General features: G+C 33.9%; 21 protein-coding genes. 1 reads left to right on the top strand and 20 read right to left on the bottom strand.

The window, feature by feature from the left end; all coding sequences use genetic code 11:
* Positions 1–5 precede the first annotated feature (5 nt).
* From F5ESL0260_RS02215 to F5ESL0260_RS02140, 16 genes are all read right to left on the bottom strand, one after another.
* A complete protein-coding gene (locus F5ESL0260_RS02215) occupies positions 6–494 on the bottom strand; it encodes a PTS sugar transporter subunit IIB (protein ID WP_122025716.1) in 489 nt (162 codons plus the stop codon).
* 164 nt (positions 495–658) lie between these two features.
* Complete coding sequence (locus F5ESL0260_RS02210) at positions 659–1,825, bottom strand: SIS domain-containing protein (RefSeq protein WP_122025715.1); 1,167 nt, start codon at positions 1,823–1,825, stop codon at positions 659–661.
* Between the two features lie 23 nt (positions 1,826–1,848).
* Positions 1,849–2,565, bottom strand: coding sequence for a GntR family transcriptional regulator (locus F5ESL0260_RS02205; protein ID WP_122025714.1), 717 nt, complete (start codon positions 2,563–2,565; stop codon positions 1,849–1,851).
* Between the two features lie 280 nt (positions 2,566–2,845).
* Positions 2,846–3,643: a hypothetical protein gene (locus F5ESL0260_RS02200; RefSeq protein ID WP_122025713.1), complete on the bottom strand. Its 798-nt coding sequence runs from the start codon at positions 3,641–3,643 to the stop codon at positions 2,846–2,848.
* The gene (locus tag F5ESL0260_RS02195) at positions 3,634–4,608 is read right to left on the bottom strand and encodes a sugar kinase (protein WP_122025712.1); all 975 of its coding nucleotides are present in this window, start codon (positions 4,606–4,608) and stop codon (positions 3,634–3,636) included. Before F5ESL0260_RS02195 ends, F5ESL0260_RS02200 begins: the two co-directional genes overlap by 10 nt.
* A 46-nt stretch (positions 4,609–4,654) precedes the next feature.
* The gene (kduD, locus tag F5ESL0260_RS02190; protein WP_122025711.1) at positions 4,655–5,470 is read right to left on the bottom strand and encodes a 2-dehydro-3-deoxy-D-gluconate 5-dehydrogenase KduD; all 816 of its coding nucleotides are present in this window, start codon (positions 5,468–5,470) and stop codon (positions 4,655–4,657) included.
* Positions 5,471–5,481: 11 nt separating this feature from the next.
* Positions 5,482–6,327: a 5-dehydro-4-deoxy-D-glucuronate isomerase gene (kduI, locus tag F5ESL0260_RS02185; RefSeq protein WP_370448580.1), complete on the bottom strand. Its 846-nt coding sequence runs from the start codon at positions 6,325–6,327 to the stop codon at positions 5,482–5,484.
* A 22-nt stretch (positions 6,328–6,349) separates the two neighbouring features.
* Positions 6,350–7,927, bottom strand: coding sequence for a hypothetical protein (locus F5ESL0260_RS02180; protein WP_122025710.1), 1,578 nt, complete (start codon positions 7,925–7,927; stop codon positions 6,350–6,352).
* Positions 7,928–7,955: 28 nt separating this feature from the next.
* Positions 7,956–9,845, bottom strand: coding sequence for a heparinase II/III family protein (locus F5ESL0260_RS02175; RefSeq protein ID WP_122025709.1), 1,890 nt, complete (start codon positions 9,843–9,845; stop codon positions 7,956–7,958).
* Positions 9,832–10,119 (bottom strand): preprotein translocase subunit YajC, encoded by a 288-nt coding sequence (gene yajC, locus F5ESL0260_RS02170; RefSeq protein ID WP_122025708.1) that lies wholly within the window; start codon positions 10,117–10,119, stop codon positions 9,832–9,834. Before yajC ends, F5ESL0260_RS02175 begins: the two co-directional genes overlap by 14 nt.
* A 2-nt stretch (positions 10,120–10,121) precedes the next feature.
* Positions 10,122–10,550, bottom strand: coding sequence for a PTS sugar transporter subunit IIA (locus tag F5ESL0260_RS02165; RefSeq protein WP_122025707.1), 429 nt, complete (start codon positions 10,548–10,550; stop codon positions 10,122–10,124).
* A gap of 11 nt (positions 10,551–10,561) precedes the next feature.
* Positions 10,562–11,377 (bottom strand): PTS system mannose/fructose/sorbose family transporter subunit IID, encoded by an 816-nt coding sequence (locus F5ESL0260_RS02160; RefSeq protein WP_046324402.1) that lies wholly within the window; start codon positions 11,375–11,377, stop codon positions 10,562–10,564.
* A complete protein-coding gene (locus F5ESL0260_RS02155) occupies positions 11,367–12,149 on the bottom strand; it encodes a PTS sugar transporter subunit IIC (RefSeq protein WP_046324401.1) in 783 nt (260 codons plus the stop codon). Before F5ESL0260_RS02155 ends, F5ESL0260_RS02160 begins: the two co-directional genes overlap by 11 nt.
* A gap of 2 nt (positions 12,150–12,151) precedes the next feature.
* On the bottom strand, positions 12,152–12,661 hold the full coding sequence (locus F5ESL0260_RS02150) for a PTS sugar transporter subunit IIB (protein ID WP_046324400.1): 510 nt from the start codon (positions 12,659–12,661) through the stop codon (positions 12,152–12,154).
* Positions 12,662–12,676: 15 nt separating this feature from the next.
* The gene (locus F5ESL0260_RS02145; protein WP_122025706.1) at positions 12,677–13,855 is read right to left on the bottom strand and encodes a glycoside hydrolase family 88 protein; all 1,179 of its coding nucleotides are present in this window, start codon (positions 13,853–13,855) and stop codon (positions 12,677–12,679) included.
* A 91-nt stretch (positions 13,856–13,946) separates the two neighbouring features.
* Positions 13,947–14,699, bottom strand: a complete 753-nt coding sequence (locus F5ESL0260_RS02140; RefSeq protein WP_122025705.1) for an IclR family transcriptional regulator — start codon at positions 14,697–14,699, stop codon at positions 13,947–13,949.
* Positions 14,700–14,800: 101 nt separating this feature from the next.
* Between F5ESL0260_RS02140 and F5ESL0260_RS02135 the strand changes: the two genes are divergently transcribed.
* Complete coding sequence (locus F5ESL0260_RS02135; protein WP_046324397.1) at positions 14,801–15,451, top strand: bifunctional 2-keto-4-hydroxyglutarate aldolase/2-keto-3-deoxy-6-phosphogluconate aldolase; 651 nt, start codon at positions 14,801–14,803, stop codon at positions 15,449–15,451.
* Positions 15,452–15,746: 295 nt separating this feature from the next.
* On the opposite strand, the gene lacB is transcribed toward F5ESL0260_RS02135, so the two are convergent.
* From lacB to phnD, 4 genes are all read right to left on the bottom strand, one after another.
* Positions 15,747–16,322, bottom strand: a complete 576-nt coding sequence (gene lacB, locus F5ESL0260_RS02130) for a galactose-6-phosphate isomerase subunit LacB (RefSeq protein ID WP_110445650.1) — start codon at positions 16,320–16,322, stop codon at positions 15,747–15,749.
* A gap of 12 nt (positions 16,323–16,334) precedes the next feature.
* Positions 16,335–16,763 carry a galactose-6-phosphate isomerase subunit LacA gene (gene lacA / locus F5ESL0260_RS02125; RefSeq protein ID WP_110445649.1) on the bottom strand — a complete coding sequence of 143 codons (429 nt, stop codon included), beginning with the start codon at positions 16,761–16,763 and terminating at the stop codon, positions 16,335–16,337.
* Positions 16,764–16,784: 21 nt separating this feature from the next.
* On the bottom strand, positions 16,785–17,540 hold the full coding sequence (locus F5ESL0260_RS02120; RefSeq protein ID WP_046324394.1) for a DeoR/GlpR family DNA-binding transcription regulator: 756 nt from the start codon (positions 17,538–17,540) through the stop codon (positions 16,785–16,787).
* A gap of 291 nt (positions 17,541–17,831) precedes the next feature.
* The gene (phnD, locus tag F5ESL0260_RS02115; RefSeq protein ID WP_122025704.1) at positions 17,832–18,761 is read right to left on the bottom strand and encodes a phosphate/phosphite/phosphonate ABC transporter substrate-binding protein; all 930 of its coding nucleotides are present in this window, start codon (positions 18,759–18,761) and stop codon (positions 17,832–17,834) included.
* Positions 18,762–18,954 lie beyond the last annotated feature (193 nt).

The following is an 18,954-nucleotide window of genomic DNA, read 5'->3' as shown; positions in this document are numbered from 1 at the left end:
TCCTCCTACTTCATCTTTTCATTAATCAATTTCATTAAATCCCGTGACTCAACACTAGGATTTAATTGGGCAATTAAGTTAACGCCTTTGCCAGAAATCTCTCTGAAAACATCGGCTTCATGCTCATTGATATTAACTTGCTTAGTCAATTCAGTAGTATCATCTTGCTTAGACATATTACCAACATTGATTGTATCAAGCTTGATACCCATGTTGAGTAGGTCAAGAAACTTATCCGGCTTCTTAGCTACTAAAAACAGCCTCTGTTTACCATAACGTTCTTTCTTGAGGTGATCAGCAGCAATTTCAGTTGGTAAAACACTTAGCTTAGTAGACATAGGTGTAGCCATTCTCAAACCGCTTTTTTGGATGTCATCCTTAGCTGCCTTCTCATCAAGAACAATAATTCGTTCTACTTGCAACTGAGGTGTCCACAAGTTTGCCACCTGACCATGAACCAAGCGTTCATCAACTCTCGCTCCTACAATATTCATATTTCTTCCTCCATATCTTTTAAGGAAATCTAAATATTAACAAAAACGCTTTCAACCCTAATATTAAGGTACCAACCAATTTTTGTCAATATATATTTTGGTATATTTAAAATGCCTTTTTTTGAAAACATAATTATACTTTTTTCAATAACAACAAAAGCATATTAATTAAATTCGTGAATTGTGACTCCTTTAACCACACGGTTAACCGTGCCTGTTGGTGAAGGTGTATCAGGCTTATTATTAACTTTGATTGAGGTTAACAAAGCAATTGTTTGACCAAACATTACATCGGGTAAAGCCAAATATGCATCTGGCAACAATTCTTTCTCAGCAAACGTAAATGATTTACCTGAGAAGTTTTGTCCTTCTTTCTCCTGCCCCACGGCCATCACTAGCGGTACAATTTCGTCATCTTTAATTTCGTTTAAAATATCCAAATCATATTGTCTGGTATAAGTATTATTTGAAACAAAATCAAAAACAATTGTCTTTTTGTCCAAAAATGACTTAGGGCCATGACGTAAGCCCATTGATGTATCAAATAGTGCTGCCACTTCTCCTGCAGTTAATTCCAAAATCTTAAGTCGCGTTTCTTCAGCAAGACCTCCTAAACTGCCACTTCCTATATAAGTAATACGATTAAAGTCAATATCAACTAAAGATTGAATTTCATCTTCACGGTCAATGACACATTTACCCATCTGAGCAATTTGCTTAACGATCTGCTCTTTTTTCTCATCTGACAATGTATCAAAAACAAGAAGTGCCATTAAGCTCATGCAAGAAAACGAACCTGTCATAGCAAATCCCTGATCTAGTGACTTTTCCGGCATTAATAAAACTAATCCAGAAGGGTCACCTTTTAAGTCTTGTGCCAAGTGGCCTTCTGGTGCACAAGTAATTGCTATTTGATATAAATTTTTAACTAACTTTTTAGCTAACTCTACAGTTGCTACAGATTCCGGTGAGTTACCACTGCGAGCAAATGATACCAGAATTGTAGGAGTATCCTTTGCCAAATAATCTTCCGGAGTAGAGACAATTTTAGTAGTATCAATAGCTTCAAAGTCATATCTTGTTCTGTCACCATGCTTTTGTAAATATGGCATAATCGTATTCCCAACATATGCACTAGTACCGGCACCAGTGAAAATAACTCTGACTTTGCCGCATTTTTGCTTTATTTCGTCTAAAAATTCAGTTATTTTCGCTTTATTGTTCTGATAAATTGACCAAGTTTGTCCCCATAATTCAGGCTGTTGCTCGATTTCACGAGTAGTAATTTTAGCGCCCATTTTTTCTAATTCTGCATCCGTTTTTGAAAACATAGTTTTTTTCCTTCCTTATATAACTAAGATAAATCATTATATTGGCGTGAACGATAAACGAATTTATCGCCTCTAGCCAAAGAAATTGTAAATTCGACTGGTACATTTTTATCATTAATAGTTTTTCGAAATATTTTTAGACTCGGTGCGCCGACTTCCTCAGCCAAATTCTTACTTTCTTCAGAGTTAAGACAAACCGCTTCAACGTCTTCAAATGCCATTACACTAATTTGGTTATACTTTTCTTTCATGACAGTATAGAGTGGCTTTGAATTTAGATCATCAATAACTAGTTCAGGGAAGATTTTTTCCGGTAAATAGGACGTACTGAAAATTCGCGGCTCATTATTGGCAAGACGCAAACGTACCAGCTTGTATGTTTTTTCTGTCGGTTTCAAATTTAGTTGTGCTGCAATATTTTTATCCGGAATAATTAAGTCTAAACTTTTGTTTTTAGTTGAAGCCTTTTGACCAGTTCGTTTTAATTCTTCTGAAAAAGAGTACATCCCTCCAATATTAGGCTGATTAATAAACGTACTTGAAACAAAAGTACCTTTACCATGAAGACGATAAATCAGTCCCCGTTCTTCAAGATCTTGTAATGCTAACCTAACTGTATTACGGCTAACGCCATATTTAACCAGTAGTTGTCGTTCACTAGGTAATTTGGCGTTAGGTTGCATATTTTTTATCTGTTGTTCTAAGTCTAAAATTACTTGTCGATAAAGTGGCTTTTCCATTAATTCCCCCTCCTCAGTTAACTGGTTGATACCACTTAAAGTTTATCAGAGAAAGCGGTTCATTGCAATTTGATTTTGGTAATTTACTGATAATAAAAAATGAAATAGAAAATTAAAATACCATTAAGAGAAAAACCCTTAATGGTATTGAAAATATTTATTCTACTAATTTTTAAAAGTAATCTTTTTCCAGATTTTTCATTCAAATAAATAAGTTTTTGACTTATTATTGATTCACTTAATTTAAAGAAAAACGAATCAGTCGAAATATAATAAATACTTAGTTGATATTTGTTCCCCACACCAATAACTGACTTAGAGAAGGAAAAGCATCATTGCCATCTGCAGCCTTACATAAATGGTTGACTTTTAAATAACTGCTTTTCTTTTTTGCTACGGAAAAATACTGAATTTTATCTGTCTTTTCTAAATTTAATGTTATAGTTGCTCCATCAGAAAACGTAATATCTGCTTTAGTCCAATAATTATCATGAGGAAAGTCTGCACGCAAAAGAATACCAATTTTTTTAACCAACACTTCACGGCCAAAATCTAATTTTAATTCAGCATCATCTCTTTGGTCTATTCCCCATGACTGAAAAGGAAACCGACCGTGTCCTTTATTTGCTAAATAACCATCAATCACATTTTTAGCTAAAAAGGCATCTTCATTTCTGGTCTCTGCATTGGCAGTAACATGAGGAAAGGCTCCACTATTATGGTGCTGATCGTGTGAATTATATGCCAGGTTCTGTTCTCTTAATATTTCTTCTGTTGTTGCCTCACGGACGTAGGCATAATGAGCAATCCCTCCAAAAGAACCATCTGCCATAGCCGGGTAGCGTTGAAAATTAAAGGGAATATTATACCGCCAGTGATTTCCCTGAATATATATTAATGCTGGATTTAAAATAGGATCAAGCTGAACGACTATATATGAATTGGGTTTTTCTAATTCAATTTCATAATAGTCCCCCAATTGATATCTTTTTTTAAACGCAAGAACTGTAATATCATCTTGCATTTGCTCCACTAATACCTTATCTTTTGCATCTTTTAAGCTAACCTTTATTCGCATTTATTATTTTTCCTCATAAATTGTTCTAATTGACTTACATTAGGATAGCCATCGTTATCACCATGAGACTGAATAGCTAAAGAACCAATTGCACAAGCTCTTTTTACAGATCGCTTTATTTCTAAGCCAGAAATCAAGCCTGAGATTAGTCCCACTGCAAAACCGTCTCCAGCACCAACAGTATCAACTATTTTATCTGTATGATATCCTTTTACATATCCACTAGAACCGCTACTAGTTTGGTAATAGGCACCTTTAGCTCCCAACTTAACAACCACTAATTTTGTGATATCACTTTTACTTAAATAAAAACTAGCAATTTCTTTTGGATCAGAAGTACCAGTTAATATTTTTCCTTCATTGCTTCCAGGCAGAACAACTTTAGACTGAAATGATAAATCATTGAGGACTCTAATCATTTTTTCCTTATCGTGCCAAAGAGACATTCGAATATTTGGGTCAAAGAAACTAATAACACCTTGTTTTTCGGCTTCAGTCAAAATCTTTTCAGTCAAATGTAAAGTACTAGTTGATAATGCAGCTAAAATACCTGTCACATGAACCGCCTTAAAATCTGACACATTAATTTTTGCCAAGTCTGCACAACACAAATGTGAAGCAGCAGAATTTTTACGACAATATGAAACTTGCGGATCTCCCTTTGACACTAACTCCTTAAAGTAAAATCCCGTAGGCCATTCATCATCCTGTCGCAAATATCTTATATCTATTTCTTGCTTTCGCATAAATTTAACAATTTTTTTGCCTAAAAGATCTTTACCCACATTTGATAAATATGTTGTTTTTATTCCTAATTTTTCGAGGCCAACGGCGACATTTAGCTCTGCACCAGAAGGAAACGTTGTGAAATGCTCAGAATCAATTAATGATTGGTCTAAGTCTCTTGAGCTAAACACAATCATTGGCTCACCTACCGTTAAAACTTTATTTTTTTTAGACTCCATTATTTTCACCAATAAAAAAGCGGCATTTAAGCCGCTTCATAGTATCCTATCTTACTAAATAACCACCATCAACTGGTAAAATAATACCATTGACATAATTTGAAGCAGCACTAGCTAAGAAGACTGCCACTCCCATCAATTCTGAAGGCTCTGCCCAATGACCAGCTGGAATACGATCCAGAATTTCCTTGTTGCGATCTTTATCAGCACGAATTGGAGCGGTATTAGCTGTTTTAATATAGCCTGGTGCAATAGCATTAACCTGAATATTGTAAGCACCTAACTCACTAGCAAAAGATTTAGTAAGTCCTGCAACCCCGTGCTTTGATGCAGTATATGATGGTATAAATTTACCACCTTGGAAGGATAACATAGAGCCAATGTTTATAATTTTACCTGACTTCTGCTTTGCCATTACCTTAGCTGCTGCCATTGACATATGGTAAACTGCGTTCAAGTTAATATTAATAACTTTGTCCCAATCTTCGTCTTTTGATTCTAGTAACGGATTACGTCTAATCATACCTGCATTATTAATTAAAATATCAATATGACCAAAAGTCTCTAGAGCTTTATCTACTACTTGTTGAGGAACGCCTGGCTTAGTTAAGTCAACATCCATAAATTCTACTTTATGTCCGCGTTTTTCAATCATTGCACGTGTATTATCCCATTCAAGTGTACCGAAAGTAGGAATAAATATATCGGCTCCTGCTTCTGCTAAGGCAACTGCATAGCCTTGACCTAATCCTGTATTGCCGCCGGTAATAACAGCAACCTTACCTGATAGATCAAAGAAGCTCATCTTAAATTTATCTAATGCTTTTTCGTTATTTTTAATTTCTTCTTTTGATTGTTCCATTTTGTCCTCTTTTAATTTAAATCTTCCATTGGAATTGTATCCATATCATCATAAGTTTGATTTTCACCAGCCATAGCCCAGATAAAAGCATAATTTGCTGTTCCGACTCCACAATGAATTGACCAGCTAGGATTGATTACAGCTTGTTCATTTCTAATAACAATTTCCTTAGTCTCATGTGGCTTACCCAAAATGTGGAACACTCGGGTTTCTGGTGAAGCAAACTCACAATATAAATAAGCTTCCATACGTCTGGCGTGAGTATGCGCAGGCATTGTATTCCAGCCTGAGCCACTATCTAGAACGGTATACCCCATTTGTAATTGGCAGGTATCCATCTGGCTGGCATCAATATATTTATAAATAGTACGCTTATTCATATGCTCCTGATCACCTAAACGTTTCTTAAGAGCATTCTTAAACAACAACTTTTTATTAGGATACGTTTTTTGAGCAGGTGTTGATACTACGTAATATTTTGCCGGCTCTTTTGGATTAGCAGAAGTAAACACCACGTGCTTATTTCCTTTACCAATGTAAAAGCCATCATGTTTTGTCATTTGTTCTTTTTGACCATCAATTTCTAATGCACCATCGCCTCCTAGATTAATAATTCCTAATTCACGTCTTTGCAAAAAGTAGTCAACTCCTAAGTCCTTATCTAGAACTATTTCCAATGGCTTATCAGTTGGCATTACTCCACCAAGAATCATTCGATCATTAAAAGTGTAGGTCAAATTGATTTTTCCAGGTTCAAATACTTTTTCTACCAAAAACTGATCTCTTAATTCTGAAGTTGAATAGTTTTTAATATCTTCAGGGTTATGACCATAATTAATATTCATTTTCATAAAAATAAAAACCTTTCTTTTCTTTATATTACTTAAATTCTAACGGTCCAATTGAAGGATTAATTGAAATGGGATTACCAGAGAAATCAGTGATATTACTTGCTATAGTGGTGCCAGCTTTCTGTAATTCTGACATTTGTAATAACTTAGTGATATTCAAATTATTTATTCCTGGGTCACTATCTTGAATATCAGAAAGTAATTTTTCCACCAGTACGGGATTTTGTAATTTAATATTCTCGCCACTTGTGAACCACTTATCATTAAAACCATAAGTAGCGTTATTACAAATATTAATATCACCCGTCATGTCGTCATAATTGAAAGTTTTTAGCTTTTCCGACTGAGAAATAATGACATTATTTACAAACCTTAAAGCCCGTTTTTTAGAACTTGTTTTAAATATTTCAGCCGTATTTGGATTAGTAATAAACAGGTTATTATAAATATCCACTTTTTCAGCATTGTTTACAGGTAAATAAGAAATCAATTTATTATTATCCCAACCATCATTGACGCTGACGTTATATCGAAATACCCCGTTTCTAGAATAATTCATAAACAATACTGTACCACGAGCATTATCATGAGAATAATTGTGTTGAACGATAACATTATTGCAATTTAAATCAATATCAAACGCAGTACCGTCATTAGAACCATATTTTCCGTTAGCAACTTCATTTCTTTCAACTACAACATTATCTGAAGACATTACCCACAGTCCAGCGTAGTTATAACTAGTATTTGCATTGCAAAATTTATTAACTATATTATTTTTTACAATACCGTCGCTAGCAACTTCCGAAATAATTAATCCATCACCAAACACATCGTCAACTCTGTTATTTTCATAACTAATATTTTTATTTAGTTTAGGGTAACTTTCTGAACCATTAGAATAAAGCATCGTAGTTTTATTTCTAATTCCAGCTGTTGCTACATTTTTAACTTGATTACCTGTGACCGAAACATTTTGAAAGCCAAAGTTCTTATTGTTATTTATTTTGCCATTGAGATCTTCATTGATACCAATCAGTATGATTCCACCAGTTACTTTCCAAGCATGATCTACTTGTGTGTCAGAATTAACATCATGGACAAAATTGTTAGCAATTGTAATATTTTTTTCTGGTGTATTTCCGTTATTAATTACTAAAATTCCGGACCTTTGAGAATGAACTTGTGAACTATAATTTGTAACTTCTAAGTTACTTATCACCCAATCATGTTGATTAATAAGCATTACTGTTCCAGAATTTCTAACATAATTTGAAGTACCATTGCCGTTAATAAGAGGTCTTTCTTTTCCCCCGTACTTATTTATTTCAATTGGATGATTTTCATTGCCACTTCCTTTAGGATGAAGCTGACCGTTCCATTCTGCCCCGCTCTTAAAAAGAATTTTATCGCCGGGTACAAATTGAACAGAATTAACTTTAGCAAGTGTTTTCCACGCATAAATTCTACTTGTGCCGCTATTTGAATCCGATCCTTTAGGATCAACATAATAAGTAGTTGCTTTAACACTCGTCTGTGTAAATGCAATTCCTAAAATAGCTATAGCAAATGTTAAAATGAAACAAAAAATTTTCTTTTTTTTCATCTTCGTTCACCTCTTTTTGACATTAAAACTACTCCTCAACACTGATGTTGCCATAAAAAGGAATATTATTTACAAAATATAACTTATTCCCCTTAATTGTATTTTCATGTTGAATATTAACAGTTATCGGTTTTCTTCCATTCAAAGAAATAACTATTCCATAGTTATGGATAGCGCTTGTATCAACCTTGCCATTCCTCATTGAGTCCACATGATTAACACCTGCAATAATCTCTTTTTTACCAACTACAGTGTAAGAAACATTACTGTTATTAAAATTATCAGAAATAATCAGTTTCGAAGTTTGCTGTATCTGATTATATCTATCTGAAAGTAATTGCCTTTGTGTTTCAACTTGTTTTAAAGAATGGAATAAATAGTATTCATTTCCGTTAATACTAATTTCAATTTGATTTTGTGTTATTTCCTTTACATGAGATGCCGGATTTAAAATCCAATTATTGCTTTGTAAGTGCTGACCAGAATCTTCGACAATATCCACAACAACCATAATTGCAGTAGTCTTAATCCAGATAAAATACCTTGTGACAATGTAATTTAACTTCTTATCCATATAAGTACATTTGACACTGTCAAAAACTTTAAAATGGGCTACTTCATTTCTCTGGTTCGAAACTACTGTACTAAACTTCCAAGAATTTAGCGGTACAGTAGGAAAAGTATTATCTACTAAAATAACATTATGTGAAAAGCCTGATTTCAAATATCTGCGCTCATGCGAATTGACATACGTATACCTTCCAGGATCAAGAAATATATCATTATCATTAATTACCAAGTCTAAATGACCGGAAGACGCATGACCGTGTCCGCTTCCTAAATTACCGTTATAAATATGCCAATAATTCTTGTTATTAGTATCTTTAAAGAAAAAGTTTCCCGAAGTAATCGAATCAAAATATCTATTTTCATCTAATTCTTTTTGCTCTAAAGTTATTTCTGCTTTATCTGCTAGAGAAATCAGTAAAAAATCATATTTATAACTGGGATTGAATTTGCCATCTAAAATATATTCTGCTGTTGCAACTAAGTCAGCTATTTTAATTGAATCAGTATCTCCCTGCTGTAAAAGATTGCCATTAGGTTTAATCAAAAATTTGCTTGCTTTAAGCATTCTTTTTAATACATTCGTAATTTCTGCAGGAACAAACTTTTTATTAGCATTAAAGCTAGCGACGACTGATAATGAGCTTCTAAATACTTCAATGAAGTACAGTGGTGATTGTTCCCATTGAAGCCCCGTCTCATCTACTTGCAGTTTTAACTCTTGAATTAACTTATCCAAGGCCCAATTTAAAATTTGGTCATCTATTATATTAGGGTGTTCAGCAGAAAAGGTTAGTATTCCAGTGGTTATTAGTACTCCCCAATTACTTAGGTCATACTTTTCAATATAATTATCCTCTAAATACTTAGCTTGACGCTTGACTGATTGATTAATTTGGCTTTCTTCTTCCGCACTAACGATATTCCTATTAATTAAATAGCTAAGAGGCTTTGACCAATTTAACAGCCGTATCCCAGTATCAATTGTGCGCCAAGTCTTATAACGAGCTGATTTGTCTGCGTCATTATTTTGCATCCAGTCAAAGATAAATGTTTTTATTTTAAATAAATATTCACTTTTATTTGTCCGTAGATAAGAATACAAAAGATCCTGTAAATATTCTTGACGCTTTAAAACATAAAGCCACTCGGGGTCACCGTTAGGAGACTCCTGCCAACTATTTAATTGATATACTTCAGGGCTAGGCTCCATATCGTACACATGTTGAAAACGAAATTGATTATTCAATAATAATTTTGCGTTGTCTAAATAGTCTTTTGCATATGAAATCCTATCATCATGAATCAAACTATTTAAATTTATTTTTTCTTTTAGATTATTTGGTTTCATTTTTTATTTTCGAAGCTATCCCGTGCTTATTGACTTTGACTACAGTATTATCTGTTACTTTTAAGTCGACATAATTTTTTGTTATGTTTTTTATAGTACCGACAACACCACTAAGCAGCATAACTTTTTCACCTTCATGTAGTGAAGCAAAAAAGTTATCCATCTCTGCCTTTTTCCTTTCATTGCTTTTTTTTCTGGCAATTGGAATAATAACAAAATAAAGAACTACCAAGATAATTACCATAATGGTTATTAAAATATTGATCCAGTTCACTATTAGGACTCTTTTTCTAAATCTTGTTTACATGAGATCTCTTTCATTAATGATTTTGATTCATTAATTACGTGCTTAATTTCATTGTCAATATTTTGAGTGTTCAACTGCTCAGACATGTTTTTCAGATATATATCCAAAACTAAATTTAAAGAAACACCAGCTACTATAAATTTGTGTACATCATTTTGTAATAAAACTTTTTTAGCTACAATTTGGTATGGTGCACCACCAACCATATCAGCAAAGAAAATTACATTTGTATGTGATTGAATATATTGCTCAACATCTTGCTCAAACTGTTCATGAGTTGTTTCATCATTTAAATTAAAGCAGGTGATTCTTTCACAAGTTCCTGCAATTAATTTGACAGCTGATTTAAGGCCCGAAGGGAAATTACCATGTCCTATGATACATACATCATATTTCATAATTATTTACCTCAAGGAACTAATATGCCCATGGCTGAAAGTGCAATTCCTAAGACTAAAAGTAAGAGTATAATCTTATAAACTGTCCACTTCTTCTTGGTAATTAGCCAATAAACAAAGTAAATTAGTAATACAGGCAATAGGTACGGCATGATTTTGTCTAAAAATGCCTGCACTGTTACTAGTTGAGTCTTACCTTTAATCACAGCGGAATATTTTAAACCTAAATTTACTTTAACGAATGAAACAGATAACCCGGCAATAACTGTCAGACCAATTGTACTGGCAATATCAGCTATAACAGCCATCTTGTCACTCAAAGTATCAATGATACTAGTACCGACTTTCCAGCCTAAGTAGCCCATTAAGCATCTAACACCAAATGTAATTCCAAATAAGCAAGCAAAGAACATTAATGGTGCATAAATAATGCCTTGTAAAGCAAGTGACGCAAATATAGTTGAAAACAATGGCGCCAAGGCAAATTGTGATAACGCATCACCGATACCCGCCAAAGGTCCCATTAAAGCCATCTTAATTGCTTGTACATCACTTTCACTTTGGCCACTATCATACATAGCCAGCATAATGCTAGTAACAAAAGGATAAGGTTGTGGGTTAGTGTTATAAAACTCCAAGTTAGAAATAGCTACACGTCTAAACTCTTGTTCATCATCCTGATAGATTTTATGCAATTCTGGCCAAATAGATTTTAAAACTCCTGTTCCCTGCATATTGCCGTAATTCTGGACATTTTGCAGATAATATGATCTTAAAATAGATATGGCATAATCTTTTTTAGTTAAAACTGGTTTCCTAGATGCCATTTTCTACACCTCCATTGTTTTGCTCTTGATGATTACTACCAGATTTTTTACGATTGTAGTAATTATTAAATGCTAAGGCTACACCTACAAATGCAAGACCAATAACCGGCATCTTAAGGTAAGCAACACAGATATATCCAACTATGATGGCTGGTATATATTCTTTTTTAAGCATGGTACTCATGATAAGAGCAAAACCAACAGCTGGAAGCAAACCACCGACAACTGTTAATCCATTCATCAACCATTGAGGAATCATCATAACAAATGCTCTTAAAGCTGATGTACTTAATGTAGCTGCTAGTCCGAACAGAAAAGCAAATAACATAAATTCCCACAAAGTTAAATTAGACATAATATTGAACTTATGATATTTTCCTTCACTAACGGCTTTTTTAGCAGAAGCCATTGAACCTGAGTTAATCGTAAAAATCAAAGTGATAATAAATGGTACTAACATAGCAAATGGATATGACAGAGTTAAAGCTGCACTTGGAGACAATTTATGCATAGAAATTGCTAAAATTGAACCTACAATACCTGGTCCAAGCGGATTAGGTGGAGTGGAACCTCCAGGTCCAACACCAAAGCCCATAAATGCTAATTCAGCTGTAGCACCAAAAATAACTGCTGTCTTTAAGTCTCCTAAAATGAGACCAACACCAAATGATATAAACAAAGCCCTATTTGTATAAGTACCCCAAACTTGTCCTGCAAAACAAAATGCGGCCCATAAACCTACCAATATAGCTTGCCAAACGGTAAAGTTCATATTTATTCTCCTTTCCAATCATCAACATATTTATTTAAATTAAAGTCTGATCCTACTTCGTTTCCAATCGGAGTTACACGGGTATTAAAATCAATTTGATATTTATCTCTCATTGTTTTAAAAGCCGTCATATCTTCCTTATCTACCGAAATATAATTTGTAACTTTAGTTTTTCCATCTTTAAAATGAATGTTTCCCACATTTAATTTCTTAATTGGTACGCCTCCTTCAACTAGTTTTAACGTGTCAGCCGCAGTTTTAACAATTATAAAAATTGACTGTTGAGGTGCCGCTTTAAAAATCTTGTCAATAGTTTCTGCAATTGTGAAAAATCTAACCCCAATTGAGTCAGGTAATAGTGACTTCATCAGAGTTTGCTGAATTGAACTTTTAGCAACTTCATCATTTGCAACTATGACTAAATTAACTCCTAAATTAGAAATCCATAATCTGCCCTGGCCATGAATTAATCTTTCATCCAAACGGACAGCTACAATATTTGGATTTGTCATTTCTTTCGCCCTTTTCTACCAAAATACTTTCCAGTCTTCATAAAATCTCATAAGTGCTTCAAAATAAAAATAGTCTCCCCAAATATTTCCTTCATCAACTCCTTTACCTGAATGCCAAGAGTACACACCATGATTTAGTAATGGGGCACCAGGCTTCAAATCATTATTTGCATAATTATCAATTAACGATCTCAACATTTTATGCAGTAACAATACATATTCGTACTTGTTGCTAAAAGATTCAGGTAAATGCTTTAGCATTTCAGCAATCCCACAAATTGCTATAGCACCAGATGAAGAATCTTTAGGTTGATTATCACCATCATCAAAGATCAAATCCCAGTACGGGATAAAATCATTAGGCAACCTATTTAAGAAATAGTTAGTTACGCCTCTAAAAAGTTTAAAATCTTCTTGATCGTGACGATATTTATAGTGTAAAGGAATACCATAAACAGCCCAGGCTTGTCCTCTGGCCCAACTTGAATCATCACTATATCCTTGTTTGGTCATACCTTTTAAAGGTCTACCATTTTGTTTGTCAAAGTAATATGTATGATAAGTTGAACCATTACTTCTAATAACGGTATTAATAACATTTTGATAATGTCGATCAGCAATTTTACCGTATTTAGAATTCCGTGTGACCTGTTCAGCCCAATAAAGTAAAGGGATGTTCATTAAAGAATCAATGATTAGTCTATATTCATTGTTATCATTTAAATCCCCCCAAGCTTGAATAAACCCACCGTTAGATTGAAACCTTGATACTAGACAATCAGCAGCCTTCAAAGCTATCTGTCTGGCGTTTTCATTTCCAGTAATTTTAAAATCACTAACTACCGAAGTCGTATATAAAAATCCTAAGTCATGATGATTGACTGCAATCTTTTGACTAATTCTGTTTTCAAATGAGTCAACGTCTTTTTCTGCAATTCTTTTATATTTAGGGTCGTGTGTATACTGAAAAGCTAGCCACAAAATTCCAGTCCAAAAACCATTGGTCCATTCATTATTGGTAATTTTGCGATAAATTCCCTGAGAAGCGGCTGGACCTGGATAAAGATTGTCGAAAAACTTGATATTCAGGTTAATTTGCTTCAACACCGTATTTATCGCAGCTTCAATCTCTTGCTTACTTAAAAAGGTTTTATGATCAGGGTTAATAACTTTTTTTGTTAAGTCTTCATACATTGCTTTTCCTTTCCATATAAGAAATTATATTTCTTATTTATCCAAACAAATAAAATATAATACAATGTAAGCGATTTTACAAGTGTTTTTTTTAAATAATTTGATTAATTTGATCAACTGCTGATTTAACAAGCTTTTTCAAGTCATTAAACAATAGCTCGTCCAAACGGTAATTTGGCGTACTTACACTAATTGCCCCAAAAACCTTGCCATATTTCTGAATCGCTGCCCCAACACAAACTACTTCTGCTTGATTTTCCTGATTATCAATTGCATATCCTGTTTTTTTGACCTCTTCGATCTGCTTCTTTAATTTAGCAATGCTTGTAATTGTATTTGGTGTACTTGGCCTCAACTCAACGCTTGAAAAGTATTGATCAAGCTCTCTTTCCGATTTAGTTGCTAGTATTGCTTTACCCATTGCAGAAGAATAAAGTTCAAGGGTTCCTCCAACTTTTGAATTTAAGTTAACTGGCTGAGGACTATCAATTTTCTTTAGCAGTACAATTTGAGAATGCTCCTCAATTCCTAAATTTACAGTTTCACTTGTTACTTTATTTAATTCAATCAAATATGGTTCTGCAATAGAAACTATATCAAAACCGCTCATAGCTTTACTGCCATAACCAATTAAATTTGTTCCTAAAGAATATTTTTTCTCAGATTGATCTTTTCTTACAAAATTAATGTAGTCCAAGGTAGTCAATATTTTAAATGTCGTTGGCTTAGGTATTCCTGCTGCACTAGAAATTTGCTCTAAAGTCAAGCTTGTCTCTGATGCAGAAAGTACATCCATTATCTTTTTCGCTTTTAAAAGAACAGTACCATAAAATTTATCTGCCATAATTTATTTTCCTTTCTTGATTAAAAAAACTGCAAGCGTTATACTCAATTTGAATTTATTATTTGTAATTATAATTTATTATTTGGAAACAGGACAATAAAATGGATAAAAAAATAAATATTTTAAAATCAATTAATCATAATTTCTTAGTCGCTGTCATTAGAGGTGCTTCTGCTGATGAGGCCTTTAACGACGCTGCCGCATGCATTAAGGGCGGAATTAAAACCATCGAACTAACTTTTACCGTTCCTTCTGCTGATAGCGTAATAAAAAAATTAAAAGAAAAATATCAAAATGATGTAATAATTGGTGCTGGCACAATTTTAGACGAAGTTTCCGCACGCTTAGCTATTTTAGCAGGCGCAGACTTTATTGTGGGACCAAACTTTAACAAAGAAATTGCTCTTATTGCTAATTTATATCAAAGGCCATACATCCCCGGTTGTATGACCACTACAGAAATAACAACAGCATTATCATATGGTTCTGATATAATCAAAGTATTTCCAGGTAATGTCCTTGGTCCTAAGTTTATCAAGAGTATTTTGGGACCAATTCCTAATGCTAATTTAATGCCTACTGGCGGAGTTAACTTAGATAATATTTCAGACTGGGTAAAAGCAGGCGTTGCAGCAGTGGGAATTGGCAGTAACCTTGTAAGTCCAGGAGCAAATGGTAACTTTGATCAGGTAGAAGAAAATGCCAGACAATATGTTTCAAAATTAAAATATAATAGTCCAATCAAATTATAAAACATTTTAATTGACATTAATATTTAAACTAGCAAAGAGTAGGTAAATTATTAACAATATATTTTTAATATCTATTTAAACTACAAAAACTACTTGTAAAAATTTAGTCCTACTACTAAAATCAAAATAATTCGATTTGAAAACTTTAATAGTATCATATTGTACTTTTTAGCACTACGCATTTTTGATTTACATTCACTATTAATTTCTTAAGCAAAATAAAAGCCATGACTCTTTTAAGTCATGGTTTTTGTGTGCGATTAAAACTTTAAATTTTTAGATTATTATTTAGCTATTAGTCGTGGTATACGCCTTCAGCCCACTTCTTATTTTCTTCATCAAAGAAGTGTACGTTATCTTTTTGATCAGGATTAGGTTTAGCAATACCGTCTATTTTGGCAATTAAATTTTGTCTTTCTGGGGTAGACTCATATTTAGCATTCAAGAATGAATCGACAATGTCAAAAATAAAGTCACGTCCTAAAACAATGCCACCAAAACCCAAGATATTGGCGTTTAATTCACGCCGAGCATATTCGGCTTGGGCAACATCGCCTACCATTGCTGCACGAACTCCCTCGTTCTTATCAGCAGCAGTAGAAATGCCGATACCTGTACCACAAAGAACAATACCTAAATCTGCACGACCATCGGCAACATCTTCAGCTACGCGTTTACCATAAATTGGGTAGTGAGTTCTAGTATTGTCATGAGTACCTTCATCAATGACTTGGTATCCTTCTTCTTTTAAATGATCAGAAATGGCCATTTTAACAGAGGTTACAATATGATCGTTTCCTAAGGCAATAACAGTATGCTTGTCAACTTTGGGATCAACAAATTCTGGTTGTGGTCTATCGTTATCTAACATTAGTAAGCCTCCTTAAATCATTTCTTCAAGCATATTCAAGCGAACCTGATGGCGTCCGCCAGCATATTCTGTATCTAGATAATGCTGCACAATTGAATAAGCTAGTTTTTCACCTACGATGCCGCTACCCAACGCAATTGCTTTTGCACCATTGTGCATAGCGGTCATATGTGCAGTTCTTTCTTCATTGACGTTTGCTGTAACCATGCCCTTAACTTTATTTGAAGCCATAGCCGAGCCTACACCGTATTCGTCAAACATAATGGCCTTTTTGATACCATTATCTAAGACTTCATGAGTCACCTTTAAACTCGATTCAACAAAGTCCTCTGCGGCTTCCGGCGTAACATCCAAAACATCATAATGGTGTGCTTGCAAGTATTGTTTTACTTTTTCCTTTAAAGCAAAACCTGCCTTGTCACTACCAATGACAACCTTCATAGTCAAATCTCCTCTCAAAAACTATTTATATATAGTTGTAAACTGGCTGTAATGCTTTTCCAACTCAGGTTCAATTCCATGGTTAGTAATTAGTCCATCCACATTGCGCAAATCGTAAAATTGGTGAAAATCACTGTGATCCAACTTTGTATAATCAGCGACAACAAATTTTATTTGAGAACGGTCTAATCCAATACCTTCGGTTTGACCCTCCTCTAAGTTAGCAGTTGTCAAAGAAGTATCATTAATGCCATTAACGCCGACAAAACCAACAGAAAAAGACATAGTTTTTAACTCATTGTTAGCTAAAGCACCCACAAAAGCTCCACTTATTCTTCTATATGAGCCGCCAACCATAATCAAGTCATAGTCATTCATATTATCTTTTGCAGCTTCAAATACTGGTAATGAATTAGTAACTATTCTCAAATGCTTAACTTTTAGGTTAGCAACAAGTAACTCTAACGTTGTTCCCGGGCCGACATAAATTGAGTCATTTTCGTGGATTAAGTTACAAGCTCTTTTAGCTACTTCATACTTTTCTTTACTATGAATTTCCCGTTTTTGCTGGTAGCTTTTTTCGGTCCGAATCTGATCAGATAATAATTGAGCTCCACCATGAATACGCAAAATTTTATTTGCCTTATGCAATTCATTGAGGTCCCGTCTAATTGTCATATCCGAAACTTTTAAAGCCTGTGCCAATTCATCAACTGTAACAAATTTCTGAGTTTTTACTACTTGTAAGATAGTTTTCAGTCTTTCACTCTTTAACATTAGTAACCTACTTCTTAACTAGATTAAGCAACTAACTTAGTCCATTTTTATTATAGTTGTTAACTTTTGTTTGTCAATGTTTGAAATTGTTCGATAGCTATAGTCTGAACTAAAAAGGTTGCAATTTACATTTAAGTTAATTAAAACAATCTGGAGCTTTTTTACAAAATTAAGATCGCAATTATTTAAAAACTTATATTTATCTGAATTTAGTTTATATTTTATCCACAAAAAATGCATCTTTTTAACTTTTGGCTAAAAAGATGCATTTACTATTAATTAATAATCTGACTATTTAGAAATTGACTGAGAAATTTTTTCATATTTGCGCACAGTGTCATAGTCACTATCTTTGGCTTTGACATATCCTTCATGTGAGTAAACACGTTCGATTACTTTCTTACCTTCTTTAGATTTGCCAATTGCAATAAATGCGTTAGCTAATTTTTCCCGGAAAGATTTTGACAAACTAGGAATAACTGAGATAGTGTCGTTGGGAATAGCACGTGTATAGTAAATTGGCACAACTTCGGACTTAATCTTAGGATTATCCTTGATTACATTGTTGCGGGCATCTTCAAAAACAAAAGCAGCATCAGTGTCTTTATTTAAGACATTAAGTACGGCTTGATCGTGCCCAGTAGTAGTAACTAATTTGCAGCTACGAGGAACATCCAATCCCTTCTCTTTTAACTCAGCAATTGGGAAAATATAACCAGATGTTGAGGTTGGGCTTTGAATTGAAATTTTCTTACCTTTAAGATCTTTCCAACTCTTAATGCCAGAGTCCTTTCTAACTAAAATCTCGGAATGAAAAGTATGAACTAGTTTTTTAGTCCAGTTGCCGTCCGGTCTGCTTAAGCCAAAACGCTCTGACTGTAATAAAACATCAGCTGCATGCTGTTTGTGAGCCTGCACATAGTCATCCCCTGGTAAAAAGCCAACATCTACTTTTTTAGACTTCATTGCTTCTACCAACGCATTACCACTAGTTGAAACCGAAACATGGACTGGAATTCCCAGACGCTTGGATAACATTTTTTCTAATGGCTTTGCCTTAGTTTCTAGCGTATTCGCCGAAACGCTGGGTACGAACTGTACGTTGAGAGACTTTGGTGTACCACTATCGCTTTGCTTTTTTGCTGAATTAGAACATCCGGCAAGTAAAGCTGTACCTAAAACTGCAATAGCACCAACTAAAAACTTTTTAAATTTTGGCATGATTTCCTCCTAATCTGGAAATATTGCAATCAAAAAAGACTTAGCATAATACTAATGTATCAAGCTAAGTCTATTATTGATCATATTAAAAAACAGCAGCAACAATTTATATAGATAAGAAAGCCGCACTTTCCCCATTGCAAAAGGCTCATCAATTTGAGTTAATCCATGCATATGAAGAAAATTACCTCTC

Source organism: Lactobacillus sp. ESL0260, assembly GCF_003692935.1.
Lineage (GTDB): Bacteria > Bacillota > Bacilli > Lactobacillales > Lactobacillaceae > Lactobacillus > Lactobacillus melliventris.
This window is presented reverse-complemented; position numbering and strand designations above follow the sequence as displayed.

What these genes read in the sequence shown, in the direction of transcription:
- F5ESL0260_RS02205 (WP_122025714.1), bottom strand. Translation starts at nt 2,565, where the DNA reads ATGGAAAAGCCACTTTATCGACAAGTAATTTTAGACTTAGAACAACAG.
- lacA (WP_110445649.1), bottom strand. Translation starts at nt 16,763, where the DNA reads ATGAAGGTTGTCATTGGTAGTGACAAGGCAGGTTTTGCTTTAAAGGAA.
- lacB (WP_110445650.1), bottom strand. Translation starts at nt 16,322, where the DNA reads ATGTTAGATAACGATAGACCACAACCAGAATTTGTTGATCCCAAAGTT.
- F5ESL0260_RS02215 (WP_122025716.1), bottom strand. Translation starts at nt 494, where the DNA reads ATGAATATTGTAGGAGCGAGAGTTGATGAACGCTTGGTTCATGGTCAG.
- F5ESL0260_RS02155 (WP_046324401.1), bottom strand. Translation starts at nt 12,149, where the DNA reads ATGAACTTTACCGTTTGGCAAGCTATATTGGTAGGTTTATGGGCCGCA.
- F5ESL0260_RS02140 (WP_122025705.1), bottom strand. Translation starts at nt 14,699, where the DNA reads ATGGCAGATAAATTTTATGGTACTGTTCTTTTAAAAGCGAAAAAGATA.
- F5ESL0260_RS02160 (WP_046324402.1), bottom strand. Translation starts at nt 11,377, where the DNA reads ATGGCATCTAGGAAACCAGTTTTAACTAAAAAAGATTATGCCATATCT.
- F5ESL0260_RS02165 (WP_122025707.1), bottom strand. Translation starts at nt 10,550, where the DNA reads ATGAAATATGATGTATGTATCATAGGACATGGTAATTTCCCTTCGGGC.
- F5ESL0260_RS02210 (WP_122025715.1), bottom strand. Translation starts at nt 1,825, where the DNA reads ATGTTTTCAAAAACGGATGCAGAATTAGAAAAAATGGGCGCTAAAATT.
- F5ESL0260_RS02120 (WP_046324394.1), bottom strand. Translation starts at nt 17,540, where the DNA reads ATGTTAAAGAGTGAAAGACTGAAAACTATCTTACAAGTAGTAAAAACT.
- F5ESL0260_RS02200 (WP_122025713.1), bottom strand. Translation starts at nt 3,643, where the DNA reads ATGCGAATAAAGGTTAGCTTAAAAGATGCAAAAGATAAGGTATTAGTG.
- F5ESL0260_RS02150 (WP_046324400.1), bottom strand. Translation starts at nt 12,661, where the DNA reads ATGACAAATCCAAATATTGTAGCTGTCCGTTTGGATGAAAGATTAATT.
- phnD (WP_122025704.1), bottom strand. Translation starts at nt 18,761, where the DNA reads ATGCCAAAATTTAAAAAGTTTTTAGTTGGTGCTATTGCAGTTTTAGGT.
- F5ESL0260_RS02135 (WP_046324397.1), top strand. Translation starts at nt 14,801, where the DNA reads ATGGATAAAAAAATAAATATTTTAAAATCAATTAATCATAATTTCTTA.
- F5ESL0260_RS02195 (WP_122025712.1), bottom strand. Translation starts at nt 4,608, where the DNA reads ATGGAGTCTAAAAAAAATAAAGTTTTAACGGTAGGTGAGCCAATGATT.
- F5ESL0260_RS02180 (WP_122025710.1), bottom strand. Translation starts at nt 7,927, where the DNA reads ATGAAAAAAAAGAAAATTTTTTGTTTCATTTTAACATTTGCTATAGCT.
- kduD (WP_122025711.1), bottom strand. Translation starts at nt 5,470, where the DNA reads ATGGAACAATCAAAAGAAGAAATTAAAAATAACGAAAAAGCATTAGAT.
- F5ESL0260_RS02145 (WP_122025706.1), bottom strand. Translation starts at nt 13,855, where the DNA reads ATGTATGAAGACTTAACAAAAAAAGTTATTAACCCTGATCATAAAACC.
- F5ESL0260_RS02175 (WP_122025709.1), bottom strand. Translation starts at nt 9,845, where the DNA reads ATGAAACCAAATAATCTAAAAGAAAAAATAAATTTAAATAGTTTGATT.